Below are 24729 nucleotides of genomic sequence, written 5' to 3' on the forward strand. Positions count from 1 at the left end.
TATGACTTCCAATCTTTCACCCCGACTGCAATTTGCTATCAACACAATAGCTGCATGCGCTTTTTTGGTATGCACAAGCGGTCCAGTTCATGCCCAAACGGCGATAGGAACCGGCACCAGCAGCGTGCGCCCGGGCGAGCCCGTCACGCTGAACTTCGCCAACGCCGAGATCGAGGCCGTGGCCCGCACCATGGCCACCATCACCGGCCGCAACGTGGTGGTGGACCCGCGCGTGAAAGGCCAGCTCACGCTGATCACCGAGCGGGCCGTGACGCCTGCGGCCGCTTTCCAGCAATTTCTGGCGGCGCTGCGGCTGCAGGGCTTCACGGTGGTCGAGTCCGCCGGCCTGTACAAGGTGGTGCCCGAGGCCGATGCCAAGCTGCAGGGCGGCAGCGTGAGCGTTTCGCGGGGCGGTGCGGCGGGACCCGGCGGCGGACAGATCGTCACGCAGATCTTCAAGCTCAACTATGAGAACGCGGCCAACCTGGTGCCGGTGCTGCGCCCGCTGATCAGCCCCAACAACACCATCAACGTGAACCCCGGCAACAACTCGCTGGTGATCACCGATTACGCCGACAACCTGCAGCGCCTGGCGCGCATCGTGGCGGCCATGGATGTCTCGAACGCCAGCGATGTGGAGGTGATCCCGCTCAAGAATGCCGTGGCCGCCGACCTGGCGCCGCTGGTGGCACGGCTCATCGATGGTGGCGGCGCAGCCGGCCCGGCCGCGGCCCAGGGCCAGACCGACACCTCGTTCAAGACCACGCTGCTGCCCGAGGCGCGCAGCAACTCGCTGATCCTGCGCGCCGCCAACCCGGCCCGCGTGGCCCAGGTGCGCGCGCTGGTGGACAAGCTCGACCAGCCGCCCGTGCCCGGCAGCAGCGCGGCCAGCGGCAACATCCATGTGGTCTACCTCAAGAATGCCGATGCCACCAAGCTGGCGACCACGCTGCGCGCAGCCATCTCGGCCACGGGGGGCGGCAACGCCGTGTCGTCGGGCTCTGCGGGAACGAGCGGCCTGTCCACCACGGTGGCGTCCTCCGGCACGGCCGGCACCAGCAGCGCCGGCAACAGCGCCGGGCTGGGCGCCGGCAGCGGCGGCGGCGGCCTGGGCATGGGTGCGGGCGCGGGCTCCAGCAGCAGCGCCAGCGGCAACCAGCCCTCCACCGGCGGGCAGATCCAGGCCGACCCCACGACCAACTCGCTCATCATCACCGCGCCCGAGCCCCAGTACCGGCAGCTGCGCGCCGTGATCGACAAGCTCGACGGCCGCCGCGCGCAGGTGCTGGTGGAAAGCCTGATCGTGGAAGTCACGGCCAGCAAGCTGGCCGAGTTCGGCATCCAGTGGCAGAGCGTGCTGGGCAGCAAGGGCGACGGCGTGGTGGGCGCCATCGGCACCAACTCGGCGGTGTCGGGCGGCAACATCCTGGGCCTGGCCGCCGGCATTGCCACCGGCAGCGCCACGGCCCTGGCATCGCTGGGCGGGGGCCTGAACATTGCACTGGCGCCGCGCGTCAACGGCCAGTACTACCTGGGCGCGCTGGCCAACTTCTTGCAAAACAGCGGCGATGCCAATGTGCTCTCCACCCCCAACCTGATGACGCTGGACAACGAAGAGGCCCGCATCGTCATCGGCAACAACGTGCCCTTCGTCACGGGCTCGTACGCCAACACCACCGGCAACAACTCGGTCAATCCCTTCACCACCGTGGAGCGCAAGGACGTGGGTCTGATGCTGCGCGTGCGCCCCCAGATCAACGAGAACGGCACCGTCAAGATGGCCATCTACCAGGAGGTCTCCAAAATCGACGGCAACACCCTCAAGGACGTGAACGGCCCCACCACCAGCAAGCGCTCCATCGAATCGAACGTGCTGGTCGAGGACGGCAGCATCATCGTGCTCGGCGGCCTGCTGGAAGACAGCTACCAGCAGGCCGAGGACAAGGTGCCGTTGATGGGGGACATCCCCGTGCTGGGCAATCTGTTCCGCAGCGAGAACCGCTCGCGCAAGAAGACCAACCTGATGGTGTTTTTGCGCCCCGTGGTAGTGCGCGATGCCGCCGCCAGCGATGCGCTGATGCTCGACCGCTACGAAGCCATCCGTGCGCTGCAGCAGGTCGCGCAACCCGCGCCCAGCGCCGTGATGGGCTCGGTCTCGGCGGCCCCGGTACTGCCCGCGCTGCGCCCCGAAGCCACACCGCCCGCACCCACGCCCGCGTCGTACGAACCCGCTCCCGTCAGCGCACCCTGAGGCGGCACCACCATGCGCCATCCCCTGCCTTATGCCTTTGCGCGCACCGCCCAGTTGCTGCTGGAGGACGACGGCCAGCAGCTGGTGCTGTGGCACGGCCCCCAGCCCAATGCCAGCGCGCTGTCGGAGGTGCTGCGCAAGCACCCCGTGCAGCAGTTGCTGCCGCTCGACGCCCATGGCCTGGCCCAGCGCATCAGCGCCGCCTATGCGCAGGGTGAATCGAGCGCCGCCACGGTGGTGAGCGAGGTCGAATCCGACGCCGATCTCTCGCGCATGATGCAGGAGCTGCCCGCCGTGGAGGACCTGCTGGAAACGGCAGACGACGCGCCCATCATCCGCATGCTCAACGCCCTGCTCACGCAGGCCGCGCGCGATGGCGCCAGCGACATCCACATCGAGCCCTACGAGCGCCATTCCAGCGTGCGCTTTCGCGTGGACGGCAGCCTGCGCGAGGTGGTGCAGCCCAACCGCGCGCTGCACGCAGCGCTGATCTCGCGCCTGAAGATCATGGCCGACCTCGACATTTCCGAAAAGCGCCTGCCGCAGGACGGTCGCATCAGCCTGCGCCTGGGTACCCGGGCCATCGATGTGCGCGTGTCCACCCTGCCCAGCGCCCATGGCGAGCGCGCCGTGCTGCGCCTGCTGGACAAGAGCGAAAGCAAGATCAGCCTCGAAGCCGTGGGCATGCAGGGGGACACCTTGCAGCGCTTCACCAGCCTGATCGCCCAGCCCCACGGCATCGTGCTGGTGACCGGCCCCACGGGATCGGGCAAGACCACCACGCTGTATGCCGCGCTGAGCCGACTCGACGCCACGCGCAACAACATCATGACGGTGGAAGACCCCATCGAGTACGAACTACCCGGCGTGGGCCAGACCCAGGTCAACAGCAAGATCGAGCTGACCTTTGCCAAAGCCCTGCGCGCCATTCTGCGCCAGGACCCGGACATCATCATGATCGGCGAGATCCGCGATTTCGAAACCGCGCAGATCGCCATTCAGGCCTCGCTCACGGGCCACCTGGTGCTGGCCACGCTGCACACCAACGATGCCGCCAGCGCCGTCACGCGCCTGACCGACATGGGCGTGGAGCCGTTCCTGCTGAGTTCGTCCCTGCTGGGCGTGCTGGCCCAGCGCCTGGTGCGCAAGATCTGCCCCCACTGCGCCGGCCAGGGCTGCGACGCCTGCGGCCAGACCGGCTACGCGGGCCGCACGGGGGTGTTCGAGATGCTGGTGACCAATGACACCATCCGCGCGCAAATCCACAGCCAGGCTTCCGAGGCCGACATCCGCGCCGCGGCACTGGCCAACGGCATGGCGCTGATGCGCGACGACGGGGAGCGCCTGATCGCCGCCGGCATCACCAGCCGCGAAGAAGTGGTGCGGGTGACGAGGGACTGATCGCCAGGTGCGCGCCGGTGGCCGGCGCCGTTGGACCCCGGTACCGCCACGGGAAGTTCGGGCGTGCAATGCGACATGTTCAACAGCGGCAAGCACCTACGGCATAAGCGCCATTCGCCAAAAAGAGCGTCCAGCGCTTATACAGAAAGCGCCAGAAGCTCTTTTTAGTAGCAACCGTCAGACCGGCTGGATCGGCACATACAGGCTGCCACCGCCGCGCTGGAACTCCTCGGCCTTGGTCTCCATGCCCGCCGCCAGCGCCTCGGCCTCGGCCACCCCCTTCTGCGCAGCGAAGTCGCGCACTTCCTGCGTGATCTTCATCGAGCAGAACTTGGGGCCGCACATGGAGCAGAAATGCGCCACCTTGGCCGAGTCCTTGGGCAGGGTTTCGTCGTGGTATTCCTTGGCCGTCTCGGGGTCCAGGCCCAGGTTGAACTGGTCCTGCCAGCGGAAGTCGAAGCGCGCCTGGGAGAGTGCATCGTCGCGCGAGCGGGCGCCGGGGTGGCCCTTGGCCACGTCGGCCGCGTGGGCGGCGATCTTGTAGGCGATGATGCCCTGCTTCACGTCATCACGGTCGGGCAGGCCCAGGTGCTCCTTGGGCGTCACGTAGCACAGCATGGCCGTGCCCATCCAGCCGATCATGGCCGCGCCGATGGCGGACGCAATGTGGTCGTAGCCCGGCGCGATGTCGATGGTCAGCGGGCCCAGGGTGTAGAACGGCGCCTCGTGGCAGGTCTTGAGCTGCTCGGTCATGTTGGCCTGGATCATGTGCATGGGCACATGGCCGGGGCCTTCGATCATGGTCTGCACGTCGTGCTTCCAGGCGATCTGGGTGAGTTCGCCCAAGGTGTGCAGCTCGGCGAACTGCGCTTCGTCGTTGGCGTCCGAAGCACAGCCGGGGCGCAGGCCATCGCCCAGGCTGAACGACACGTCGTACGCCTTCATGATGTCGCAGATGTCCTCGAAGTGCTCGTACAAAAAGCTCTCGCGGTGGTGCGCCATGCACCACTTGGCCATGATGGAGCCCCCGCGCGAGACGATGCCCGTGCGGCGCTGGGCCGTGAGGTGGATGTAGGCCAGGCGCACGCCGGCGTGGATGGTGAAGTAGTCCACGCCCTGCTCGGCCTGCTCGATCAGCGTGTCACGGAAGATTTCCCAGGTCAGGTCTTCGGCGATGCCGCCCACCTTCTCCAGCGCCTGGTAGATAGGCACGGTGCCAATCGGCACGGGCGAGTTGCGCACGATCCAGTCGCGCGTGGTGTGGATGTTCTTGCCGGTCGAGAGGTCCATCACGTTGTCGGCACCCCAGCGGATCGCCCACACGAGCTTTTCCACTTCTTCTTCAATGCTCGACGTGACGGCCGAGTTGCCGATGTTGGCGTTGATCTTGACCAGGAAGTTGCGGCCAATCGCCATCGGCTCCACCTCGGGGTGGTTGATATTGGCGGGAATGATGGCGCGGCCCCGGGCCACTTCGTCGCGCACGAACTCGGGCGTGATGATGCGCGGGATGCTCGCGCCCATGGGGTTGCCCATCAGGCGCTGCTCACGGCCTGCGTCGGCCATGTACTGCTGCATCCACTCGCGCTTGCCGTTTTCACGGATGGCCACGTACTCCATCTCGGGGGTGATGATGCCTTTGCGTGCGTAGTGCATCTGCGTGACGTTGGCGCCAGCCTTGGCGCGCAACGGCTTGCGCTGCAGGGCAGCGGCTTCGGCGCGCAGCTGGGCCAGGCGGGTGGCGTCCTCGCTCTTTTGCCCGTCGTCCAGCGCCACGGGAGCGCGGCCTTCGTAGTGCTCCACGTCACCGCGGCCGGTGATCCAGCCGCCGCGCACGCTGGCCAGGCCCTGGCGCACATCGATCACGGCGTTCGGGTCGGTGTAGGGGCCCGAGGTGTCGTACACGCTGACCTGCTCGCCGTTGGTCAGCGCAATGTCGCGCACGGGCACGCGCAGATCGGCGTGCAGCTGGCCGGGGATGTAGGCCTTGCGCGAGGCAGGGAATGGTTCGCGGGTGAGGGCGAGCAGTTCGGCGAATTTCTCGCGGGCGACAGGTTCGGGGGCATTCATGGGGCAGTCTCCTGGTTCCGGTGGCGGGGCTGCTCCGGAATGGACCTGCTCCCCCGCAGCTGCACGGGACAGCTGGGGCATGGCGCCCGCGCCAGGCAGCTGGCATGGGGCATGGAGGGATCGGCTCTTCTTCCGCCGGAATGAACCGGATCAAGTTCGTCGGGTTCGCGTCTGGGCCCGCATTTCAGGCCTCCGCATCTCAGTGCATCAGCACACCCCGGAGCAGGCGCGAGTATAGGCCAGCGCGGCGGCGGCTGCTGCCGTGCCGGTTTTCATGCCAGGCGCCCGATGAACAGCACGGCAAAGAAAAAGACCGTCGCGATGAGGGTCCACTTCAGCACCACCAGGCCAAAGCGCTTGTAGCGCGCCTGGCCCGTGCCGGCATAGAACGCAAAGGAAACCGCTGCCGCCAGCAGCAGTGCCATGGCCAGCCAGCGAAACAGCAGCATTTCAGCGACTCCCTGCGCGGCGAAAACTTGCGCAGCGCAAGCCAGGGACGCCAGGCAAGGGCCACCCCGCAGCGAGGGTATCTTCCCCCTGGGGAGAAGCCGCGAAGCGGCTCAGGGGGGATCTCATATTCACCAGGCCCGCGCGGGTTGCAGGAAGCCGCTGGGCGCCTGGCGCTCGTCCTCGAACGTCACTTCTTCCCAGGCGTCGCGCTGCGCCAGCAGCTCGCGCAACAGCAGGTTGTTCATGGCGTGGCCCGAACGGAAGGCACTGTAGGCAGCCAGCAGGGGCTTGCCAACCAGGTACAGGTCGCCCATGGCGTCAAGGATCTTGTGTTTGACGAACTCGTCGTCGTAGCGCAAGCCGTCGCTGTTGAGCACCTTGTAGTCGTCCATCACGATGGCGTTGTCCAGCCCGCCGCCCAGCGCCAGGCCGCTGGAGCGCATCATTTCCACGTCGCGCGTGAAGCCAAAGGTGCGCGCGCGCGCAATGTCACGGCTGTAGTTGCCGGTCCCCAGGTCGAACTCGACCCGCTGGCCCGTGGAGTCGACCGCCGGGTGATCGAAATCGATCTCGAAACTGAGCTTGTAGCCATGGTAGGGCGTGAGCCTTGCCCATTTGGCTGCGGCCCCCTCGCCCTGGCGCACCTCGACCGGCCGGGTCACGCGAATGAAGCGGCGCGGCGCGTTCTGCAACGCTATGCCTGCGCTTTGCAGCAGAAAGACAAACGATGCCGAGGAACCGTCGAGGATGGGGACCTCTTCTGCCGTGATGTCCACATACAGGTTGTCGATGCCGAGGCCGGCGCAGGCCGACATCAGGTGCTCCACGGTGTGCACCTTGGCATTGCCCGTGCCAATGGTCGATGCCAGGCGGGTATCGGTCACCGCCGTCGCGCAGATGGGGATGTCCACGGGCTGGGGCAGATCCACGCGGCGAAACACGATGCCCGTGTCGGGCTGTGCCGGCCGCAGGGTCAACTCGACCCGCTGGCCGCTGTGCAGCCCCACGCCAACAGCGCGGGTGATCGTCTTGAGGGTGCGTTGCTGAAGCATGGGTAGATTTTAGTGGGCCGACCCGTTGATCACGGCACCGTCTCAACTATGACCCTGATAGAAAACGGAGTGGCCGAGACCGGCGCAACACGTACCAGGGATGCCGAGCAAGGGCCGCCCCGCAGCGAGGGCCTCGTCCCCCTTCCCGGAGCGCGTGGCGAGGCGAGAGAAGGGGCTGAGGGCCGCGGCTCCAAGCCTGCCTGCGCAGGTTTGGACGGTCCCGAAGAGCAGCCACCTCTGGGGGCTGCCCCGAGCGGCGCAGCCGCTCAGGGGGATGGACCGGATCAATCCGCCTGCTTGCGCAGGAAAGCCGGGATCTCCAGATCGTCCATGCCACCCGACGAGAGCGCATCCACGCGGGCGGCCGCCTGCGTGCGGTTGGTGCGCCAGACGCTGGGCACCGACATGCCGCCGTAATCGGCCTGGGAACCACCGACCATGCCACCGGCCACCCCGACGGCACCGCCCATGCCACCGCCAACAGTCATGGGCATCTGGTAGGCCATGTTGTCCGTGCCGGTGCGCAGGCCGCCCTGCACCACCGAAATGGGCTGGCGGCGTGCGTTGGGGCGCGACAGGCCCGTGGCCACCACGGTGACGCGGATCTCGTCGCCCAGGCTGTCGTCGTAGGCGGCGCCGTAGATGACATGCGCATCAGGCGATGCGTAGGCATTGATGGTGCTCATGGCCAGGCGCGACTCGGACAGTTTCAGGCTGCCCTTGGCGGCCGTCACCAGCACCAGCACGCCCTTGGCGCCCGACAGATCGATGCCTTCGAGCAGCGGGCAGGCCACGGCCTGCTCGGCAGCGATGCGGGCGCGGTCGGGGCCGCTGGCGGTGGCCGTGCCCATCATGGCCTTGCCGGGTTCGCCCATCACGGTGCGCACGTCTTCGAAGTCGACGTTCACATGGCCGTATTCGTTGATGATCTCGGCAATGCCGCCCACGGCGTTTTTCAGCACGTCGTTGGCATGCGCAAACGCTTCGTCCTGGGTGATGTCATCGCCCAGCACTTCGAGCAGCTTCTCGTTGAGCACCACGATCAGCGAATCGACATTGGCTTCGAGTTCGGCCAGGCCGTTGTCGGCATTGGTCATGCGGCGGCCGCCTTCCCAGTCGAAGGGCTTGGTGACCACGCCCACGGTGAGAATGCCCATTTCCTTGGCCACGCGCGCGATCACGGGCGCTGCGCCGGTGCCCGTGCCGCCGCCCATGCCCGCGGTGATGAACAGCATGTGGGCGCCCTGGATGGCGGCACGGATGTCGTCCACCGCCGCCTCGGCAGCGTCCCGCCCCTTGTCGGGCTTGCTGCCCGCGCCCAGGCCGCTCTGGCCCAGCTGGATGGTGCGATGGGCCGAGCTGCGGGTGAGCGCCTGCGCGTCGGTGTTGGCGCTGACGAACTCCACGCCCTGCACGCTGCGGGCAATCATGTGTTCGACGGCATTGCTGCCGCCACCGCCCACGCCGATCACCTTGATCTGGGTGCCCTGGTTGAATTCTTCGGCTTCGATCATTTCGATGGTCATGTTGGAGCTCCTGGTGCTAGATTCGTATGCAATTGCCAAATGGGAAAAGGAAGTTGGGTGGAAGAGCATGGCGGTCCGGTACATCGCCATCGCTCACGCGGCAGGAGATGAGGGCTTCCCCGCGCTAACCAGAGTGGATATTTCATGGTCAGAAATTCCCCACGATGAAATCCTTGAAGCGCCCGAACGCGGTCTTCATCGACCCGCTCTTTTGCGCCACCTTGAAGCCACGCAGCCGCGCCAGCCGGGCCTCTTCGAGCAAGCCCATGACGGTGGCGGCACGGGGCTGGGCCACCATGTCCGACAGGGCGCTGGAATACTTGGGGATGCCGCGGCGCACGGGCTTCAGGAAAATGTCTTCACCCAGTTCGATCATTCCGGGCATCACCGAACTGCCGCCCGTGAGCACGATGCCCGAGGACAGCACTTCTTCGTAACCCGACTCGCGCACCACCTGCTGCACCAGCGAGAAGATCTCCTCGACACGCGGCTCGATCACGCCGGCCAGCGCCTGCTTGGACAACATGCGCGGGCTGCGGTCGCCCAGGCCGGGCACTTCCACCTGCGCCTCGGGGTCGGCCAGCAACTGCTTGGCGTAGCCGCTTTCGACCTTGATGTCCTCGGCGTCCTTGGTGGGCGTGCGCAGCGCCATGGCGATGTCGCTGGTGATCAGGTCGCCGGCGATCGGGATCACGGCGGTGTGGCGGATGGCGCCACCGGTGAAGATGGCCACGTCGGTGGTGCCGGCGCCGATGTCCACCAGCACCACACCGAGTTCGCGCTCGTCGTCGGTCAGCACGGCCTGGCTGCTGGCCAGCGGGTTGAGCATGAGCTGCTCGACTTCCAGGCCGCAGCGGCGCACGCACTTGATGATGTTCTCGGCGGCACTTTGGGCGCCGGTCACGATATGGATCTTGGCCTCCAGGCGGATGCCGCTCATGCCGATGGGCTCTTTCACGTCCTGGCCATCGATCACGAATTCCTGCGGCTCCACCAGCAAGAGGCGCTGGTCGCTGCTGATGTTGATGGCCTTGGCCGTCTCGACCACGCGCGCCACGTCGGCAGCAGTGACTTCCTTGTCCTTCACGGCCACCATGCCGCTGGAGTTGAGCCCCCGGATATGGCTGCCCGTGATGCCGGTATAGACGCGCTGGATCTTGCAGTCGGCCATCAGCTCGGCCTCTTTCAGCGCCTGCTGGATGCTCTGCACCGTGGCATCGATGTTCACCACCACGCCGCGCTTGAGGCCATTGCTCGGCGCCACGCCCAGGCCAGCCAGCTTGAGTTCGCCATTGGGCAGCACCTCGGCCACCACGGCCATGACCTTGGCCGTGCCGATGTCCAGCCCCACCACCACGTCTTTGTATTCTCTTGCCATATCAGTGTCTGCCCTTCGTTGTCCTGTCCAGTCGCGGCCGCTCCCCGCGGCTATTTCTTCTTTGCGGCCGCTTCCGCGGTCACGGTCGTCACCCCGCGCAGGCGCAGCGCGTAGCCCCCGGCATGGCGCAGGTCGGCCGACTCCAGCGCGTCGGCGCGGCGCCGGTATTGCGCCGCCACCTGCGTCAGCGTGCGGGTGAAGCGCTGCGTGCGCTCCACCACCTCCTGCGGCGTGCCGCCCCCCAGCTCCAGCACGGCGTTGCTGTCGAGCGTGGCGCGCCAGCCACCGCGCCCCGTCAGCTCCAGCGCCTCCACCGCCATGCCCAGCGGCTCGAACACCGGCTGCAACAAGCCATGCATCCGCAGCACTTCGGCCGAACTGCCCTGGGGGCCCATCAGGCGGGGCAAGCCTTCTTGCTCCACATCGCCCACGTTGGCCTCGAACACCTCGCCCTCGCGGTTGACCAGTGCCGCGCCCGTGTCGGGCCCCCAGTAGGCGGCGGCATCGTGTTCCTGCAGCACCACCCGCAGGCCGCGCGGGAATTCGCGCCGCACCAGGGCCTTGCGCACCCAGGGCGCCTGCTCGAAGGCGGCGCGCGCCGCACGCAGGTCGATGGTGAAAAAGTTGCCCACCAGCTGCGGCGCTACGTTGGCCCGCAAGGTCACGGCGTTGTTGTGCACCAGCTCCCCCTGGACCACGATGCGCGCCACCGAAAAACCGGGGTAGCGCAACACCCAGCGCGTCCCCGCTGCCAGCAGCAGCAGGACGCAGCACAGGAACAGGACCGATGCGGTCAGGTTCATGAGCTTGACGTCCAGCGGTGCGGGCAGCGACTGGTTCATGGCGCGGTGTTCTCCTGCGGTTGGCCTTGCGCGGGGCTGAGCGTGGCGCCCGGCGGCGTGTCCAGCGTGGCCGTGGCGAGCACGCCCACGCACAGGTTTTCGTAGCTGATGCCCAGGGCGCGGGCCGACATGGGCACCAGCGAATGCCCGGTCATGCCCGGCGAGGTGTTGATTTCCAGCAAAAAGGGCTTGCGGTCACTGGCGCGGATCATGATGTCGGCCCGCGCCCAGCCACGGCAGCCCAGCGAACGGAAGGCCTGCACCACCAGGCGCTGGATCTCGCGCTCCTCGGCTTCGGGCAGGCCGCTCGGGCAGTGGTATTGCGTGTCGTCGGTGAAATACTTGTTCTGGTAGTCGTAGTTGCCCTGGGGTGCGACGATGCGGATCACCGGCAGGGCATAGGCACCGGCGCCTTCGCCCAGCACCGGACAGGTGGTTTCGTCGCCCTCGATGAATTGCTCGCACAGCACCTCGGGGTCGTAGCGCGACGCCAGCGCATAGGCCTGCGCGCACGCCTCGGGCGTGGAGACCTTGGTCAACCCGAGGGTCGAGCCCTCGCGCGCCGGCTTGACAATCATGGGCGTGCCCAGCACCTGCAGGGCCTGCGCGGTTTCCTCGGCGCTGGCCACGAGACGCCAGTCGGGCGTGGGCAGCCCTTCGGCGCGCCAGATGCGCTTGGTCATGATCTTGTCCATCGACATGCTGGACGCCATCACGCCAGGGCCGGTGTACGGAATGCCCAGCAATTCCAGCGCACCCTGCACCGTGCCGTCTTCGCCATGGCGCCCGTGCAGGGCAATGAAGCAACGGTCATAGCCGCCGCGCTGGAGTTCGCCCAGATCGCTGTGCGCGGGGTCGAACGCGTGGGCATCCACGCCGCGCGAGCGCAGTGCCTGCAGCACGCCGCGGCCGGACATCAGCGACACATCGCGCTCGGCCGACGCGCCGCCCATCAGCACCGCCACCTTGCCCAGTGCACGCGCATCAATATTGGAACCAAATGTATTCATTACGCTTTCCCTGTCTGCGACAGTAGCTCATTATTTTGTAGCATTTCAACGATTTTCCCGGGTACGGCACCGATGGTCCCCGCGCCCATGCACATCACCACGTCGCCGTCTTTGGCGTTGTCGGCAATGACCTGGGGCATGTCGGCCACGCTGTCGACAAAAAGTGGTTCCACCCGGCCCGCCACACGCAGCGCGCGCGCCAGCGAGCGGCCATCGGCCGCGACGATGGGCGCTTCGCCGGCGGCGTACACCTCGGTGAGCAGCACGGCGTCGGCCGAACCGATGACCTTGACGAAATCCTCGAAGCAGTCGCGCGTGCGGCTGTAGCGGTGCGGCTGGAAGGCCAGCACCAGGCGCCGTCCGGGGAAGGCACCGCGCGCCGCCGCCAGCGTGGCGGCCATCTCGACGGGATGGTGGCCGTAGTCGTCGATCACGGTGAACTGGCCACCGCCCTTGGCGGGCAAGTCGCCATAGCGCTGGAAGCGCCGCCCCACGCCCTTGAAGCCGGCCAGCGCGCGCTGCACGGCGTCGTCGGGAATGTTCAGCTCCACGGCCACCGCGATGGCCGACAGGGCGTTGAGCACGTTGTGCTCGCCCGCCAGGTTGAGCACCACCTCCATGTCGGGCAGCGAGACGCCGTTGCGCCGCTGCACCGTGAAGCGCATCTGGCCGGCATCGGCCCGCACGTTGATGGCGCGCACCTGGGCATCCTCGGAGAAGCCGTAGCTGGTGACAGGGCAGGTCACGCTGGGCAGGATGTCGCGCACCGCCGGGCTGTCCACGCACAGAATGGCGGTGCCATAGAAAGGCATGCGGTGCAGGAAATCGATGAACGCCTTCTTGAGCCGGCCGAAATCGTGCCCGTAGGTCTCCATGTGGTCGGCGTCGATATTGGTCACCACCGCCATCACGGGCAGCAGGTTGAGGAAGGACGCATCGGACTCGTCGGCCTCCACCACGATGTAGTCGCCGCTGCCCAGCTTGGCATTGGCGCCCGCGCTGTTCAGGCGCCCGCCGATCACGAAGGTGGGATCGAGCCCCGCCTCGGCCAGCACGCTGGTCACCAGGCTGGTGGTAGTGGTCTTGCCGTGCGTGCCGGCAATGGCGATGCCCTGCTTGAGGCGCATGAGTTCGGCCAGCATGAGCGCGCGGGGCACCACGGGAATCTTCTTCTCGCGCGCAGCCAGCACCTCGGGGTTGTCGGCCGTGACGGCGGTGGAGGTGACCACGGCGTCCGCGCCTTCGATGTGGGCCGCCGCATGGCCCAGGCAGGTCTGGATGCCCAGCGCTTGCAAACGGCGCAGTGTGGCGCTGTCGGCCAGGTCAGAGCCCGAGATGCGGTAGCCCAGGTTGAACAGCACCTCGGCGATGCCGCTCATGCCGGCGCCGCCCAGGCCGACGAAATGGATGTGGCGAATCGCGTGTTTCATGATCCGGCGAGCTCCTCGCAGGCTGTCACCACTTCGCGCGTGGCGTTGATTTTTTGCATTTTTTGGGCCTTGAGCGCCACATCCGCAAGCATGGATCGCTCCAATTTCAATAGCATTTCAGACAGTCCCTGGGGCGTGAGGTCGCGCTGCTGCACCAGCCAGCCGCCGCCCGCATTCACGAGAAACTGCGCATTGGTGGTCTGGTGGTCGTCCACGGCCGACGGGAAGGGCACGAAGATGGACGCGGCCCCCACGGCAGCGATCTCGGTGACCGTGCTGGCACCCGCGCGGCAGACGATGATGTCGGCCGCCGCAAACGCGCTGGCGGTGTCGTCGATGAAAGGCGTCAGTTCCGCCTCCACCCCAGCCGCGGCGTAGTTGGCGCGCAGCGCATCGATCTGCGTCGCCCCGCTCTGGTGGAGCACGGCGGGGCGTTGTGCAGCAGGCATGAGCGCAATGGCTTGCGGCACGATTTCGTTGAGCGCGCGCGCGCCCAGGCTTCCGCCCACCACCAGCAGGCGCAGGGGGCCGGTGCGGCCCGCAAAACGTTCCGCCGGGCCCGGCTGTTGCGTGAAGGCGGTGCGCAGGGGGTTGCCCACCCACTGGCCCTTCCTGAACACGTTGGGGAATGCGGTGAACACCCGTTCGGCCACGCCGGCCAGCACCTTGTTGGCCATGCCAGCCACCGAGTTCTGCTCGTGCAGCACCAGCGGCTTGCCCGCCAGCACGCCCATCATGCCACCCGGAAAGGTGATGTAGCCGCCCAGGCCCACCACCACGTCGGGCTTCACGCGCCGCACCACCTGCAGGGCTTGCCAGAAGGCACGCAGCAGGCGCAGCGGCAGCAAGGCCAGCGTGACCAGGCCCTTGCCGCGCACGCCCGAGAAATCGATGAGTTCCAGCGAAAAACCGTGCGTGGGCACGATGCGCGCCTCCATGCTGCCCGGCGCGCCCAGCCAGTGCACGCGCCAGCCACGCGTGCGCAGCTCCTCGGCCACGGCGAGGCCAGGGAAGATGTGGCCACCGGTGCCGCCGGCCATGATCAAGGCGGTTTTCTGCGCGCTCATACGCGGCCTCCACGCATCGAATGCTTCGCATTCGGCAGCGTTGCACGCTGCTGCAGCTTGTTTTGGTGAAACAAGCTCCTCATACGCGGCCTCCGCGCATGAGGAGCTTGTTTTCATAGTCGACGCGAAGCACCACCGCCAGCGCCACCAGATTCATCAGGATCGCCGAGCCGCCAAAGCTCATCAGCGGCAGCGTGAGACCCTTGGTGGGCAGCGCGCCCAGGTTCACGCCCATGTTGATGAAGGCCTGAAAGCCGATCCAGATGGCCACGCCCTGCGCCACCAGGCCTGCGAACACGCGATCGAGCGCAATGGCCTGGCGGCCGATGTGCATGATGCGGCGCGTCATCCAGACAAACAGCAGGATCAGCGTGAGCACGCCCACCAGGCCGAATTCCTCGCCGATCACGGCCAGCAGGAAGTCGGTGTGGGCTTCGGGCAGCCAGTGCAGCTTTTCGACACTGCCACCCAGCCCCACGCCGAAGATTTCGCCGCGCCCGATGGCAATGAGCGAGTGCGAGAGCTGGTAGCCCTTGCCCAGTGCATGCTGCTCGCTGAAGGGGTCGAGGTAGGCAAACACGCGTTCGCGGCGCCAGGGCGAGGTGGCGATCATGAGGCCGAAGGCCGCCACCAGCACGCCCGCGATCAGGAAGAACATGCGGGCATTGACGCCGCCCAGGAACAGGATGCCCATGGCGATCACGGCCACCACCATGAAGGCCCCCATGTCCGGCTCGGCCAGCAGCAGCACGCCCACGATGGCCACGGCCGCGCCCATGGGCAGCACCGCGCGAAAGAAGCGCTCTTTTACCTCCATCTTGCGCACCATGTAGTCGGACGCATACACCAGCACGGCAAACTTGGCCAGTTCCGAGGGCTGGAAGTTCATGATGCCCAGGGACAGCCAGCGCCGCGCGCCATTGACCACCGTGCCTACATGCGGAATCAGCACCGCGACCAGCAGCACGATGGACACCACGAACAGCCAGGGCGCCACGCGCTCCCAGGTGGCCATGGACACCTGGAACGCCAGCAACGCCACCACGAAGCCGACGATCAGGGCGAACACATGGCGCGTCAGAAAATGGGTGGCGGCAATCTTGCCGAAACGGGGGTTGTCCGGCATGGCGATGGACGCCGAGTACACCATCACCAGCCCCCAGGCCAGCAGCGCCACCACCACCCACAGCAGGGCCTGGTCAAAACCCAGCACCGTGGCGGGCGTGCTGTGGCGCTGGCGGTAGTCGGTGCCGCCCACGCGCACCGGCAGCACATCGGCGGCCTTGCCCGACAGCCCTTTCAGCCAGGCCGTGACGCGCGACCAGGTACCGGTGGCGGCGGTCATGGCATGCCCCCCAGTTCCTGCCCGGCTTCGTGTGCCATGTCGCGCACCGCGTCGCAGAACACCTGGGCGCGGTGGGCGTAGTCGCGGAACATGTCAAAGCTGGCGCAGGCGGGCGACATCAGCACCGCATCGCCCGCGTGGGCGCGCTGCGCGGCCAGCTGCACGGCCTGCGGCAGGGTCTGCGCATCGACCAGTGGCACACCCGCACCTTCCAGGGCTGCGTGGATCAGCGGTGCATCGCGCCCCATCAGCACCACGGCGCGCGCATACCGCGCCACCGGCGCTGCCAGCGGCGAAAAATCCTGCCCCTTGCCCTCGCCCCCCAGGATGACCACAAGGCGCCGGTCGGCGCCCAGCCCGGCCAGGGCCGCCACCGTGGCCCCCACATTCGTGCCCTTGCTGTCGTCGAAATACTCCACGCCCGACACCATGCCGATGGGCTCCACGCGGTGCGGCTCGCCGCGGTATTCGCGCAGGCCATACAGCATGGGCGACAGCGCGCAGCCGGCCTCGCAGGCCAGCGCCAGGGCGGCCAGGGCGTTGATGGCGTTGTGGCGCCCCCGGATGCGCAGCGCATCGGCCGGCATCAGGCGCTGGATGTGCAGCTCTGGTTCTTCGCTGCGCCCGCGCTTGCGGGTTTCGTCTGATTCGTGGGCACGCACCAGCCAGGCCATGCCACCGACCATCTCGATGCCGAAATCGCCCGGGCGCCTGGGCATGTCGCCGCCAAAGGTGGTGTGCGCACGCTGCTGCGGCTTTTGCAGCTTCACGCGCACCGGCTCCGGCAGCATGGCCATCACGGCGGCGTCTTCGCGGTTGAGCACCATCACGCCGTGCTGCCCGAAGATGCGGGCCTTGGCGCCGGCATAGGCCCGCATGTCGCCATGCCAGTCCAGGTGATCCTGCGTGATGTTGAGCACCGCAGCGGCCGTGGGCTCGAAACCCGCCACGCCGTCGAGCTGGAAGCTCGACAGCTCCAGCACCCACACCTGGGGCAGCGTGCCCGCGTCGATGCGGGCCGCCAGCGTGTCGAGCAGCGTCGGGCCGATATTGCCCGCCACGGCCACCGTCTTGCCTGCGCGCTCGACCAGCTGGCCCGTGAGCGAGGTGACCGTGGTCTTGCCATTGGTGCCGGTGATGGCCAGTACCGCCGGCGCATAGCCGTGCGCGGTGCGCAGCGTGTCCAGCGCCATCGAATAGAGGCTCAGTTCGCCGCCAGTGCTGATGCCCATTGCGTCGGCAGCTGCCAATACAGCCGCAATCGATGCAGGACTCAGGCCCGGCGAACGGTACACCGCGTGCAGGCCCTGCCCCTCGACCAGATGGGCACCGAACTCGCCCGCCACGAAACGCACCTGCGGCAGCTCCTGCTGCAATGCGGCGAGCTGGGGCGGGGCTTGCCGCGTATCGGCCACGGTGACCTGCGCGCCGCAGCGCACGCACCAGCGCGCCATCGCCAGGCCCGACGCGCCCAGGCCGAGGATGAGGATGTTCCGGCCCTGCAGCGGCACCATGCCTTCGCCGGGCCGGCCCAGCGGCTCGGCGGGTTCGCCGGCGGACACCTTTTCGGTGGCATCCACGGCCTGCGGGACCGGGGCGGACACGGCCTCGGGCGCGGTCACGTCGGCAAAAATCTGCGCCACAAAATCGGCAGCCGCCTGGGCGGCAGAGACCGCAGGCGGCGCTTCGGGGTCCCATGCGGGCGCGGCCGCACGCTTGCCCGCGGCCGGCAGGCCTGGGCCGGCCTCCACCTCGGGCGGCGTGGCCACCGGTGACTCGGCGGCTGCGGGGATGAGGGGATCGTCCGGGTTCATCGCAGTTTCAGCGTGGACAGGCCGACGAGGCACAGCAGCATGGTGATGATCCAGAAGCGCACGACCACCTGCGTTTCCTTCCAGCCGCTCTTTTCGAAATGGTGGTGCAGCGGCGCCATCTTCAGCAGGCGCCGGCCTTCACCGTAGCGGCGCTTGGTGTACTTGAACCAGGTCACCTGCAGCATCACCGACAGCGCCTCGACCACGAAGATGCCGCCCATGATGGCCAGCACGATCTCCTGGCGCACGATGACGGCGATGGTGCCCAGTGCCGCGCCCAGGGCCAGCGCGCCCACATCGCCCATGAACACCTGGGCCGGGTGCGCGTTGAACCACAGGAAGGCCAGGCCCGCGCCCGCCATGGCCGCGCAGAAGATCAGCAGTTCGCCCGAGCCGGGAATGTGCGGAAAGAACAGGTATTTGGAATACACCGAGCTGCCCGTGACGTAGGCAAACACCCCCAGCGCCGAACCCACCATCACCACCGGCATGATGGCCAGGCCATCGAGCCCGTCGGTCAGGTTGACGGCGTTGCTGGAGCCCACGATCACGAGGTAGGTCAGGATGACGAAACCCAGCACACCGAGCGGGTAGCTCACTTCCTTGAAGAACGGCAGTTGCAGGCCGGCCTTGGGGGGCAGATCGAGCGAGAAACCCGACTGCACCCAGCTGATGAACAGCTCCAGCACCCGGGCGTTGGAACTCTCGGAGATGCTGAACACAAGGTACAGCGCGGCCACCAGGCCGATCACCGATTGCCAGAAATATTTCTCGCGCGAGCGCATGCCCTCGGGGTCCTTGTTGACCACCTTGCGCCAGTCGTCCACCCAGCCGATGGCGCCAAAGCCCAGCGTGACCAGCAGCACGATCCAGACGAAGCGGTTCGACAGGTCGAACCACAGCAGCGTCGAGATCGCGATCGACAGCAGGATGAGCACGCCGCCCATGGTGGGCGTGCCGCTCTTGGACAGGTGCGACTGCATCGCATAGCCCCGGATCGGCTGGCCGATCTTGAGCGAGGCGAGCACGCGGATCACGCGCGGCCCCGCCACCAGACCGATGAGCAGCGCCGTCAGGGCCGCCATCACCGCACGGAACGTGAGGTACTGGAACACCCGGAAGAAGCCGAACTCGGGCGACAGGCCCTGCAGCCATTGCGACAGCATCAGCAGCATGCGGCACCTCCCTGCGGTGGGCGACGGACATCAATGGCTTGCATCTGGGCGTCCCTCCGGGTGAGCGGTTGGCTTTGCTTGTTGTTCTGCGGTGGCAACCATCGCCTCCACCACCTGTTCCATCTTCATGAACCGCGATCCCTTCACCACCACGCTGCCCACCTGGGGCAGCATCTCCAGCACCGCCGCCTGCAGCGATGCCATGTTGTCAAAATGCCGCGCAGCCCCGAAGGCGCGGGCCGCGTTGGCCGACTGCGCACCCAGCGCATACAGGTGCGCAATGCCCGCAGCGTGCGCGTGTTCGCCGGCCTCGGCGTGGAACTGCGGGCCCTGGTCGCCCACCTCTCCCATGTCGCCCATCACCAGCAGCTGCGGCGCGGGCAGCGCGGCCAGCACGTCAATGGCGGCGCGCATGGAATCGGGGTTGGCGTTGTAGGTGTCGTCCACCACGGTGATGTCACGGCCCGCCAGCAGCAGATTGAGCGCGCGCGAGCGCCCCTTGACGGGTGTGAAACTGCTCAGCCCGCGTGCTATCGCGTCCAGCGGAGCCCCTGCCGCCAGGGCACAGGCCGCCGCAGCCAGCGCGTTGGTGACGTTGTGCTGGCCGGCGATCTGCAGGGTGCATGACAGCGCGCCCGCGGGCGTGGCCATCTCCACCGCCCAGGCGCCCTGCTGCCAGCGGGCGTGCAGACATTGCACGTCACCGCCCTCGCCGAACGTGATGCAGCGGCGCGGCGCGGCCAGGCGGCTCCACAGTGCGGTGTAGGCATCGCCTGCGGGAAACACGGCCACGCCATTGGCCGGCAGCGCCGCGAAGACCGAACCGTTTTCCTCGGCCACGGCCTGCACGGTGTGCATGAATTCGAGGTGTTCGCGCTGGGCGTTGTTCACCAGCGCGACCGTGGGCTGCGCCATGGCCGCCAGGGTGACGATCTCGCCCGGATGGTTCATGCCCATCTCGATCACCGCGGCGGCATGGCCGGCGCGCAGGCGCAGCAGCATCAAGGGCACGCCGATATCGTTGTTGAAATTGCCCTGCGTGGCAAACGCGGCCTCGCCCTTCCAGCCGCGCAGGATGGATGCCACCATCTGCGTCACCGTCGTCTTGCCGTTGCTGCCCGTGATGCCGATCAGCGGCAGGCCGAACTGGGCGCGCCACCCGGCCGCCAGGGCACCCAGCGCCGCCAGGCTGTCGGGCACCTCGATGCCGGACAACCCTGCGGCTTGCAGCCCGCCATGGGCGATGGCGGCCATGGCACCGCCTGCACGGGCATCGGCCAGGAAGGCATTGGCATCAAAGCGCTCGCCCTTGAGCGCCACGAACAGGTCACCCGCCTGCAGGGTGCGGGTGTCCGTGTGCACCCGTGCCAGCGGCGTTGCCCCATCGCCCACCAGGCGTGCCTGGGGAATGGCGGGGCGAATCCAGTCGAATGCCTGCTGCAGGTTCATCATGCCCATGCGCTGGCTCCCCGGGCGGCCAGCGCTGCCCGCGCCTGCGCCATGTCATCAAACGGCCGGCGCACGCCGGCGGTTTCCTGGTAGTCCTCGTGGCCCTTGCCGGCAATCAGCACCACATCGGCCGCATCGGCCTCGCCGATGGCCAGCGCAATGGCGGCCGCCCGATCCGGTTCGGCGCGGACGGTTTCGCCGGCAATCGTGCCCTGCAGGATCTGGTGCAGGATGGCCACCGGCGCTTCGCTGCGCGGGTTGTCGCTGGTCACCACCACCCAGTCGGCATGCTGCTGGGCCACGGCGCCCATCAGCGGGCGCTTGCCGGCATCGCGGTCGCCGCCGCAGCCGAACACGCACCAGAGCTGGCCGCCGCGCTCGGCCGCCAGCGGGCGCAGCGCCTGCAAGGCCTTGTCCAGCGCGTCGGGGGTGTGGGCGTAATCCACCGCCACCAGCGGCTGCCCCGGTGCCACCAGCCGCTGCATGCGGCCGGGCACGGGCTGCAGGCTGGCGCAAGCCTGCACGGCATCGGCCAGCGGCACGCCCTGGCTGCGCAGCGTGGCCAGCACGCCGAGCAGGTTCAGCACGTTGTAGTGGCCGATCACGCGGGTCTGCAGCGGCAGCCGCTGCGCCCCCTCCACCACCGTGAAACGCAGGCCCTGGTCACCCAGGGCAATGTCCTGCGCCACCAGCCGAGCCGTGCCCTGGGCAGAAATGCTCCACAGGTCGAGCGCGCCACCCGCGAGTTCGGCGTGCAGTTGCGCACCGGCGGGGTCGTCCACGTTGATGACGGCGGCCTGCAGGCCGGGCCAGTCGAACAGGGCCCGCTTGGCCAGCCAGTAGTCGGCCATGCTGCCGTGGTAATCGAGGTGGTCCTGGGTGAAATTGGTGAAGACGGCCACGCGGATCGGTGTGCCATCCAGGCGCGCCTCGGCCAGCCCGATGGAAGACGCCTCGATGGCGCAAGCGCCCAGCCCCTGGTCGGCATACCGGCGAAACGCGCGCTGCAGGCGCACGGGGTCGGGGGTGGTCATGCCCGTGGCTTCGAGCCCAGGCGGAACCCCCATGCCCAAAGTGCCAACCAGCGCACACCCGGCACGCACATGCGGCGCTTGATTCGATAGCGCATTCCAGGCATCCGCCAGCCACCAGGCGGTGCTGGTCTTGCCATTGGTGCCCGTCACGGCCAGCACCGCCAGCTGCTGCGCGGGGTGGCCAAACCACTGTGCGGCGATCGGCCCCGTGGCGGCCTTGAGGCCATGCAATGCGGCCATGTGGTCGCCCGTGAACCCAAACGCCTCCACGCCGGCCTGTTCCACGAGGCAGGCCGTGGCGCCCCGCACCATGGCATCGGCCACATGGGCACGCCCGTCGGTCGCGGCTCCGGGCCAGGCAATGAAGCCATCGCCCGGTACCACCAGGCGGCTGTCGGTCTGCAAGGTGCCGGTGACGCGCGCGCGCAGCCATTGCACGGCATCATGGGCAGAGGTCAGCACATGCATCACAGCGACTCCTCCACCCCGTTGGTGACGATCTGCGGCTTGACGGCCATGTCCGGCTGCACGCCCATCATGCGCAGGGTCTGCTGCACCACCTCGCTGAACACCGGCGCGGCCACGAGGCCGCCGTACACCTGGCCATTGCTGGGCTCGTCGATCATCACGGCCACGATGATGCGCGGCTTGTCGATGGGCGCCATGCCGGTGAACCAGGCGCGGTACTTGCCGGCGGCATAGTTTTTTCCGACCTGCTTGCGCGCCGTGCCCGACTTGCCACCCACCGAGTAGCCCACGGTCTGCGCTTTCTGCCCCGTGCCGCCGGGGCCTGCGGCCATCTGCAGCATCTTGCGCACCTGGTCGGCCGTGCGCTCGGAGAACACGGGCACGCCCACCGCCGCCGTGTCGGTCTTGAGCATGGTGGCAGGAATCACGCGACCACCATTGGCAAACACGGTATACGAGCGCGCCATCTGGAACAGGCTGGCCGACAGACCGTAGCCGTAGGACATGGTGGCCTGCTCCACCGGGCGCCAGCTCTTGTAGGGACGCAAACGGCCGGTGACCACGCCGGGAAAATGCAGCTGCGGCTTTTGTCCGAAGCCGGCCGCCGAAAAGGTTTCCCACATCTCGCGTGCAGGCATCTGCATGGCCAGCTTGGTCGTGCCAACGTTGCTGGATTTCTGGATCACACCTTCCACGGTGAGCGCACCGTAGTTGTGCGTGTCCGAAATGGTGGAACCCGTAATGGTGATGCGCCCGGGGCTCGTGTCCACGATGGTCTCGGGGCGCACGCGACCTGATTCAAGCGCCAGCCCGATGGTGAAGGGTTTCATGGTCGAACCGGGCTCGAACACGTCGGTGAGCGCACGGTTGCGCAGCTGCTCGCCGGTGAGGTTCTGGCGTTTGTCGGGCACGTAGCTGGGGTAGTTGGCCAGCGCCAGCAGCTCGCCCGTGTGCGCATCGAGCACCACCACGCTGCCCGCCTTGGCCTTGTGCGCGGCGACCTGGTCACGCAGCTTCTGGTAGGCGAAGAACTGCACCTTGCTGTCGATGGACAGCTGCATGTCGCGGCCGTCCACCGGTGGCACGGTTTCGCCCACGCCTTCGACCACGCGGCCCAGGCGGTCCTTGATCACGCGGCGCGAGCCGGCACGCCCGGCCAGCTCGCTGTTGAAGGCCAGCTCCATGCCCTCCTGGCCCTTGTCTTCCACATTGGTGAAACCCACCACATGCGCGGCCGATTCGCCTTCGGGATACTGGCGCTTGTATTCCTTGCGCTGGTAGATGCCCTTGATGTCGAGGGCGGCGATCTGCTGGCCCAGCTCCCAGTCCAGCTGGCGCTTGATCCAGACGAAAGTCTTGTCTTCGTCGGCCAGCTTGGCATTCAGCTCCGACGCAGGCATGTCGAGCAGCCGTGCCAGCTGCTTGAGCTTGGCGCGCACCTCGGGCTTGTCCTGCTCCACATCTTCGGGGATGGCCCAGATGCTGGCCGCCGGCACGCTGGAGGCCAGGATGAGCCCGTTGCGATCGAGGATCTTGCCCCGGTTGGCGGGCAACTCCAGCGTGCGCGCAAAGCGCACCTCGCCCTGGCGCTGGAAGAAATCGTTGCCGAATACCTGCACATAGGCCGCGCGCGCGCCCAGCCCCACGAATCCCAGCGCAATCATCGCCACGATGAACTTGCTGCGCCACACGGGTGTCTTGCTGGCCAGCAGCGGGCTGGAGGTGTAGAGAACGCTGCGGCTCACGGCTGCACCCCCGAAGCGGTCGTCGCGGCACCGGCAGGGTCGGCCACATACTGGGTGATGGCCGGGGTGGCCGTGCGCATCTGCAACTGCGCCCGCGCGATTTTCTCCACCCGCAGGGGGGTGGCCTGCGCGCGTTTTTCCACCTGCAGGCGCTGGTGCTCGGTCTCCAGCCGGCGCGCCTCGGAGTTGGCCCGGTCCAGCTGCGTGAACAGGCGGCGCGACTCATACTGCGTGTGCACCAGATACAGGGCGCTGGCCATCACCGCCACCAGCAGGACGAGGCTGAGCCGGGTCATGCGGGCGCCTCCGTGCGCTCGGCCACGCGCATGATGGCGCTGCGCGAGCGGGGATTGGCCGCCACTTCGGCGGCGCTGGGCTTGATGCGGTCCAGCGCGACCAGCTTCATGACCTTGGGCGGTGCAAACGGCGCACGGCGGTCGTACACCTCCTTGGAATGCTGCGCGATGAACTGCTTGACGATGCGATCTTCGAGCGAATGAAAGCTGATCACCACCAGCCGCCCACCTGGCTGGAGCACCGACAGGCTGGCTTCTAGCGCCTGCTGCAGCTCTTCAAGTTCAGCGTTGATGAAAATCCGTAAAGCCTGAAATGTGCGCGTTGCAGGGTTCTGGCCCGACTCGCGGGTTTTGACCGCACCAGCCACGAGATCGGCCAGTTCGGCGGTGGTTGCAAGAGGCCCCCGCTCCTCGCGCCGAGCAACAATCGCCTTTGCAATGGGGCCAGCAAACCGTTCTTCACCGTAGTCACGTATCACCTCCGCAATCTGTTGCACCTCGGCAGTGGCCAGCCACTGGGCCACACTGGTCCCCCGCGTGGTGTCCATGCGCATGTCCAGCGGGCCATCGAAACGGAAACTGAAACCCCGCTCGGGACTGTCGATCTGGGGCGAGCTCACCCCCAGGTCCATCAGCACGCCGGCCGCACTGCCCGGCGGCAAATCCGCCAGATGGCGAAAACCTTCATGCCGAATGGAAAAACGCGCATCAGTGATGCGCGTTGCCTCCTGGATGGCTTGCGGGTCCTTGTCGAACGCCACAAGACGCCCTTGCGGCCCCAGCCGCAGCAGGATGTGCCGCGAATGCCCCCCGCGACCAAAGGTGGCGTCGACCCAGGTGCCGGCAGGCTCGGGGCCCGCGCCACCCAGCAGCGCGTCCACCGCTTCATCGAGCAGGACCGTGGTGTGTTGCAAATCAGGGGTCAC

At 67.5% G+C, this 24729-nt stretch carries 19 protein-coding genes and 1 riboswitch; of the genes, 2 read left to right on the top strand and 17 right to left on the bottom strand.

Annotation, left to right across the window (positions count from 1 at the left end; all coding sequences use genetic code 11):
- Position 1 precedes the first annotated feature (1 nt).
- Positions 2-2251: a type II secretion system secretin GspD gene (gene gspD, locus AC1RDS_RS09605; protein WP_287877107.1), complete on the top strand. Its 2250-nt coding sequence runs from the start codon at positions 2-4 to the stop codon at positions 2249-2251.
- A 12-nt stretch (positions 2252-2263) separates the two neighbouring features.
- On the top strand, positions 2264-3652 hold the full coding sequence (locus AC1RDS_RS09610) for a GspE/PulE family protein (protein WP_092697654.1): 1389 nt from the start codon (positions 2264-2266) through the stop codon (positions 3650-3652).
- Between the two features lie 177 nt (positions 3653-3829).
- On the opposite strand, the gene thiC is transcribed toward AC1RDS_RS09610, so the two are convergent.
- The 17 genes from thiC to rsmH all read right to left on the bottom strand — a co-directional run bounded on the left by thiC (position 3830) and on the right by rsmH (position 24729).
- Positions 3830-5722, bottom strand: a complete 1893-nt coding sequence (gene thiC, locus AC1RDS_RS09615) for a phosphomethylpyrimidine synthase ThiC (protein WP_092697653.1) — start codon at positions 5720-5722, stop codon at positions 3830-3832.
- A gap of 110 nt (positions 5723-5832) precedes the next feature.
- A riboswitch (TPP riboswitch) is annotated at positions 5833-5952 on the bottom strand.
- Positions 5953-5994: 42 nt separating this feature from the next.
- The gene (locus AC1RDS_RS09620) at positions 5995-6171 is read right to left on the bottom strand and encodes a hypothetical protein (protein WP_167544066.1); all 177 of its coding nucleotides are present in this window, start codon (positions 6169-6171) and stop codon (positions 5995-5997) included.
- 129 nt (positions 6172-6300) lie between these two features.
- A complete protein-coding gene (gene lpxC / locus AC1RDS_RS09625; RefSeq protein ID WP_092697652.1) occupies positions 6301-7224 on the bottom strand; it encodes a UDP-3-O-acyl-N-acetylglucosamine deacetylase in 924 nt (307 codons plus the stop codon).
- A 284-nt stretch (positions 7225-7508) separates the two neighbouring features.
- On the bottom strand, positions 7509-8750 hold the full coding sequence (gene ftsZ / locus AC1RDS_RS09630) for a cell division protein FtsZ (RefSeq protein ID WP_092697651.1): 1242 nt from the start codon (positions 8748-8750) through the stop codon (positions 7509-7511).
- A 148-nt stretch (positions 8751-8898) separates the two neighbouring features.
- Positions 8899-10128: a cell division protein FtsA gene (gene ftsA / locus AC1RDS_RS09635; protein ID WP_026436629.1), complete on the bottom strand. Its 1230-nt coding sequence runs from the start codon at positions 10126-10128 to the stop codon at positions 8899-8901.
- A 50-nt stretch (positions 10129-10178) separates the two neighbouring features.
- Entirely contained in the window at positions 10179-10970 is a 792-nt protein-coding gene (locus tag AC1RDS_RS09640) for a cell division protein FtsQ/DivIB (protein WP_092697650.1), read from the bottom strand.
- Positions 10967-11980 (bottom strand): D-alanine--D-alanine ligase, encoded by a 1014-nt coding sequence (locus tag AC1RDS_RS09645; protein WP_287877117.1) that lies wholly within the window; start codon positions 11978-11980, stop codon positions 10967-10969. Before AC1RDS_RS09645 ends, AC1RDS_RS09640 begins: the two co-directional genes overlap by 4 nt.
- Positions 11980-13410 (bottom strand): UDP-N-acetylmuramate--L-alanine ligase, encoded by a 1431-nt coding sequence (gene murC / locus AC1RDS_RS09650; RefSeq protein ID WP_492226878.1) that lies wholly within the window; start codon positions 13408-13410, stop codon positions 11980-11982. Before murC ends, AC1RDS_RS09645 begins: the two co-directional genes overlap by 1 nt.
- On the bottom strand, positions 13407-14477 hold the full coding sequence (gene murG / locus AC1RDS_RS09655; RefSeq protein ID WP_348683344.1) for an undecaprenyldiphospho-muramoylpentapeptide beta-N-acetylglucosaminyltransferase: 1071 nt from the start codon (positions 14475-14477) through the stop codon (positions 13407-13409). The genes murC and murG overlap by 4 nt, the downstream gene beginning before the upstream one ends.
- 79 nt (positions 14478-14556) lie before the next feature.
- Positions 14557-15822 (bottom strand): putative lipid II flippase FtsW, encoded by a 1266-nt coding sequence (gene ftsW, locus AC1RDS_RS09660; RefSeq protein WP_092697646.1) that lies wholly within the window; start codon positions 15820-15822, stop codon positions 14557-14559.
- Entirely contained in the window at positions 15819-17636 is a 1818-nt protein-coding gene (gene murD, locus AC1RDS_RS09665; protein ID WP_287877121.1) for a UDP-N-acetylmuramoyl-L-alanine--D-glutamate ligase, read from the bottom strand. Before murD ends, ftsW begins: the two co-directional genes overlap by 4 nt.
- The gene (gene mraY / locus AC1RDS_RS09670) at positions 17633-18811 is read right to left on the bottom strand and encodes a phospho-N-acetylmuramoyl-pentapeptide-transferase (RefSeq protein ID WP_287877123.1); all 1179 of its coding nucleotides are present in this window, start codon (positions 18809-18811) and stop codon (positions 17633-17635) included. The genes murD and mraY overlap by 4 nt, the downstream gene beginning before the upstream one ends.
- Positions 18812-18841: 30 nt before the next feature.
- Positions 18842-20269, bottom strand: a complete 1428-nt coding sequence (locus tag AC1RDS_RS09675; protein WP_492226879.1) for a UDP-N-acetylmuramoyl-tripeptide--D-alanyl-D-alanine ligase — start codon at positions 20267-20269, stop codon at positions 18842-18844.
- Positions 20260-21762: a UDP-N-acetylmuramoyl-L-alanyl-D-glutamate--2,6-diaminopimelate ligase gene (locus AC1RDS_RS09680; RefSeq protein WP_492226880.1), complete on the bottom strand. Its 1503-nt coding sequence runs from the start codon at positions 21760-21762 to the stop codon at positions 20260-20262. The genes AC1RDS_RS09675 and AC1RDS_RS09680 overlap by 10 nt, the downstream gene beginning before the upstream one ends.
- Positions 21762-23507: a peptidoglycan D,D-transpeptidase FtsI family protein gene (locus AC1RDS_RS09685; RefSeq protein WP_287877129.1), complete on the bottom strand. Its 1746-nt coding sequence runs from the start codon at positions 23505-23507 to the stop codon at positions 21762-21764. The genes AC1RDS_RS09680 and AC1RDS_RS09685 overlap by 1 nt, the downstream gene beginning before the upstream one ends.
- On the bottom strand, positions 23504-23803 hold the full coding sequence (gene ftsL, locus AC1RDS_RS09690) for a cell division protein FtsL (RefSeq protein ID WP_092697640.1): 300 nt from the start codon (positions 23801-23803) through the stop codon (positions 23504-23506). The genes AC1RDS_RS09685 and ftsL overlap by 4 nt, the downstream gene beginning before the upstream one ends.
- Positions 23800-24729, bottom strand: coding sequence for a 16S rRNA (cytosine(1402)-N(4))-methyltransferase RsmH (gene rsmH / locus AC1RDS_RS09695; RefSeq protein ID WP_026436641.1), 930 nt, complete (start codon positions 24727-24729; stop codon positions 23800-23802). Before rsmH ends, ftsL begins: the two co-directional genes overlap by 4 nt.

This window comes from Acidovorax sp. GW823-FHT02H02 (assembly GCF_058797075.1).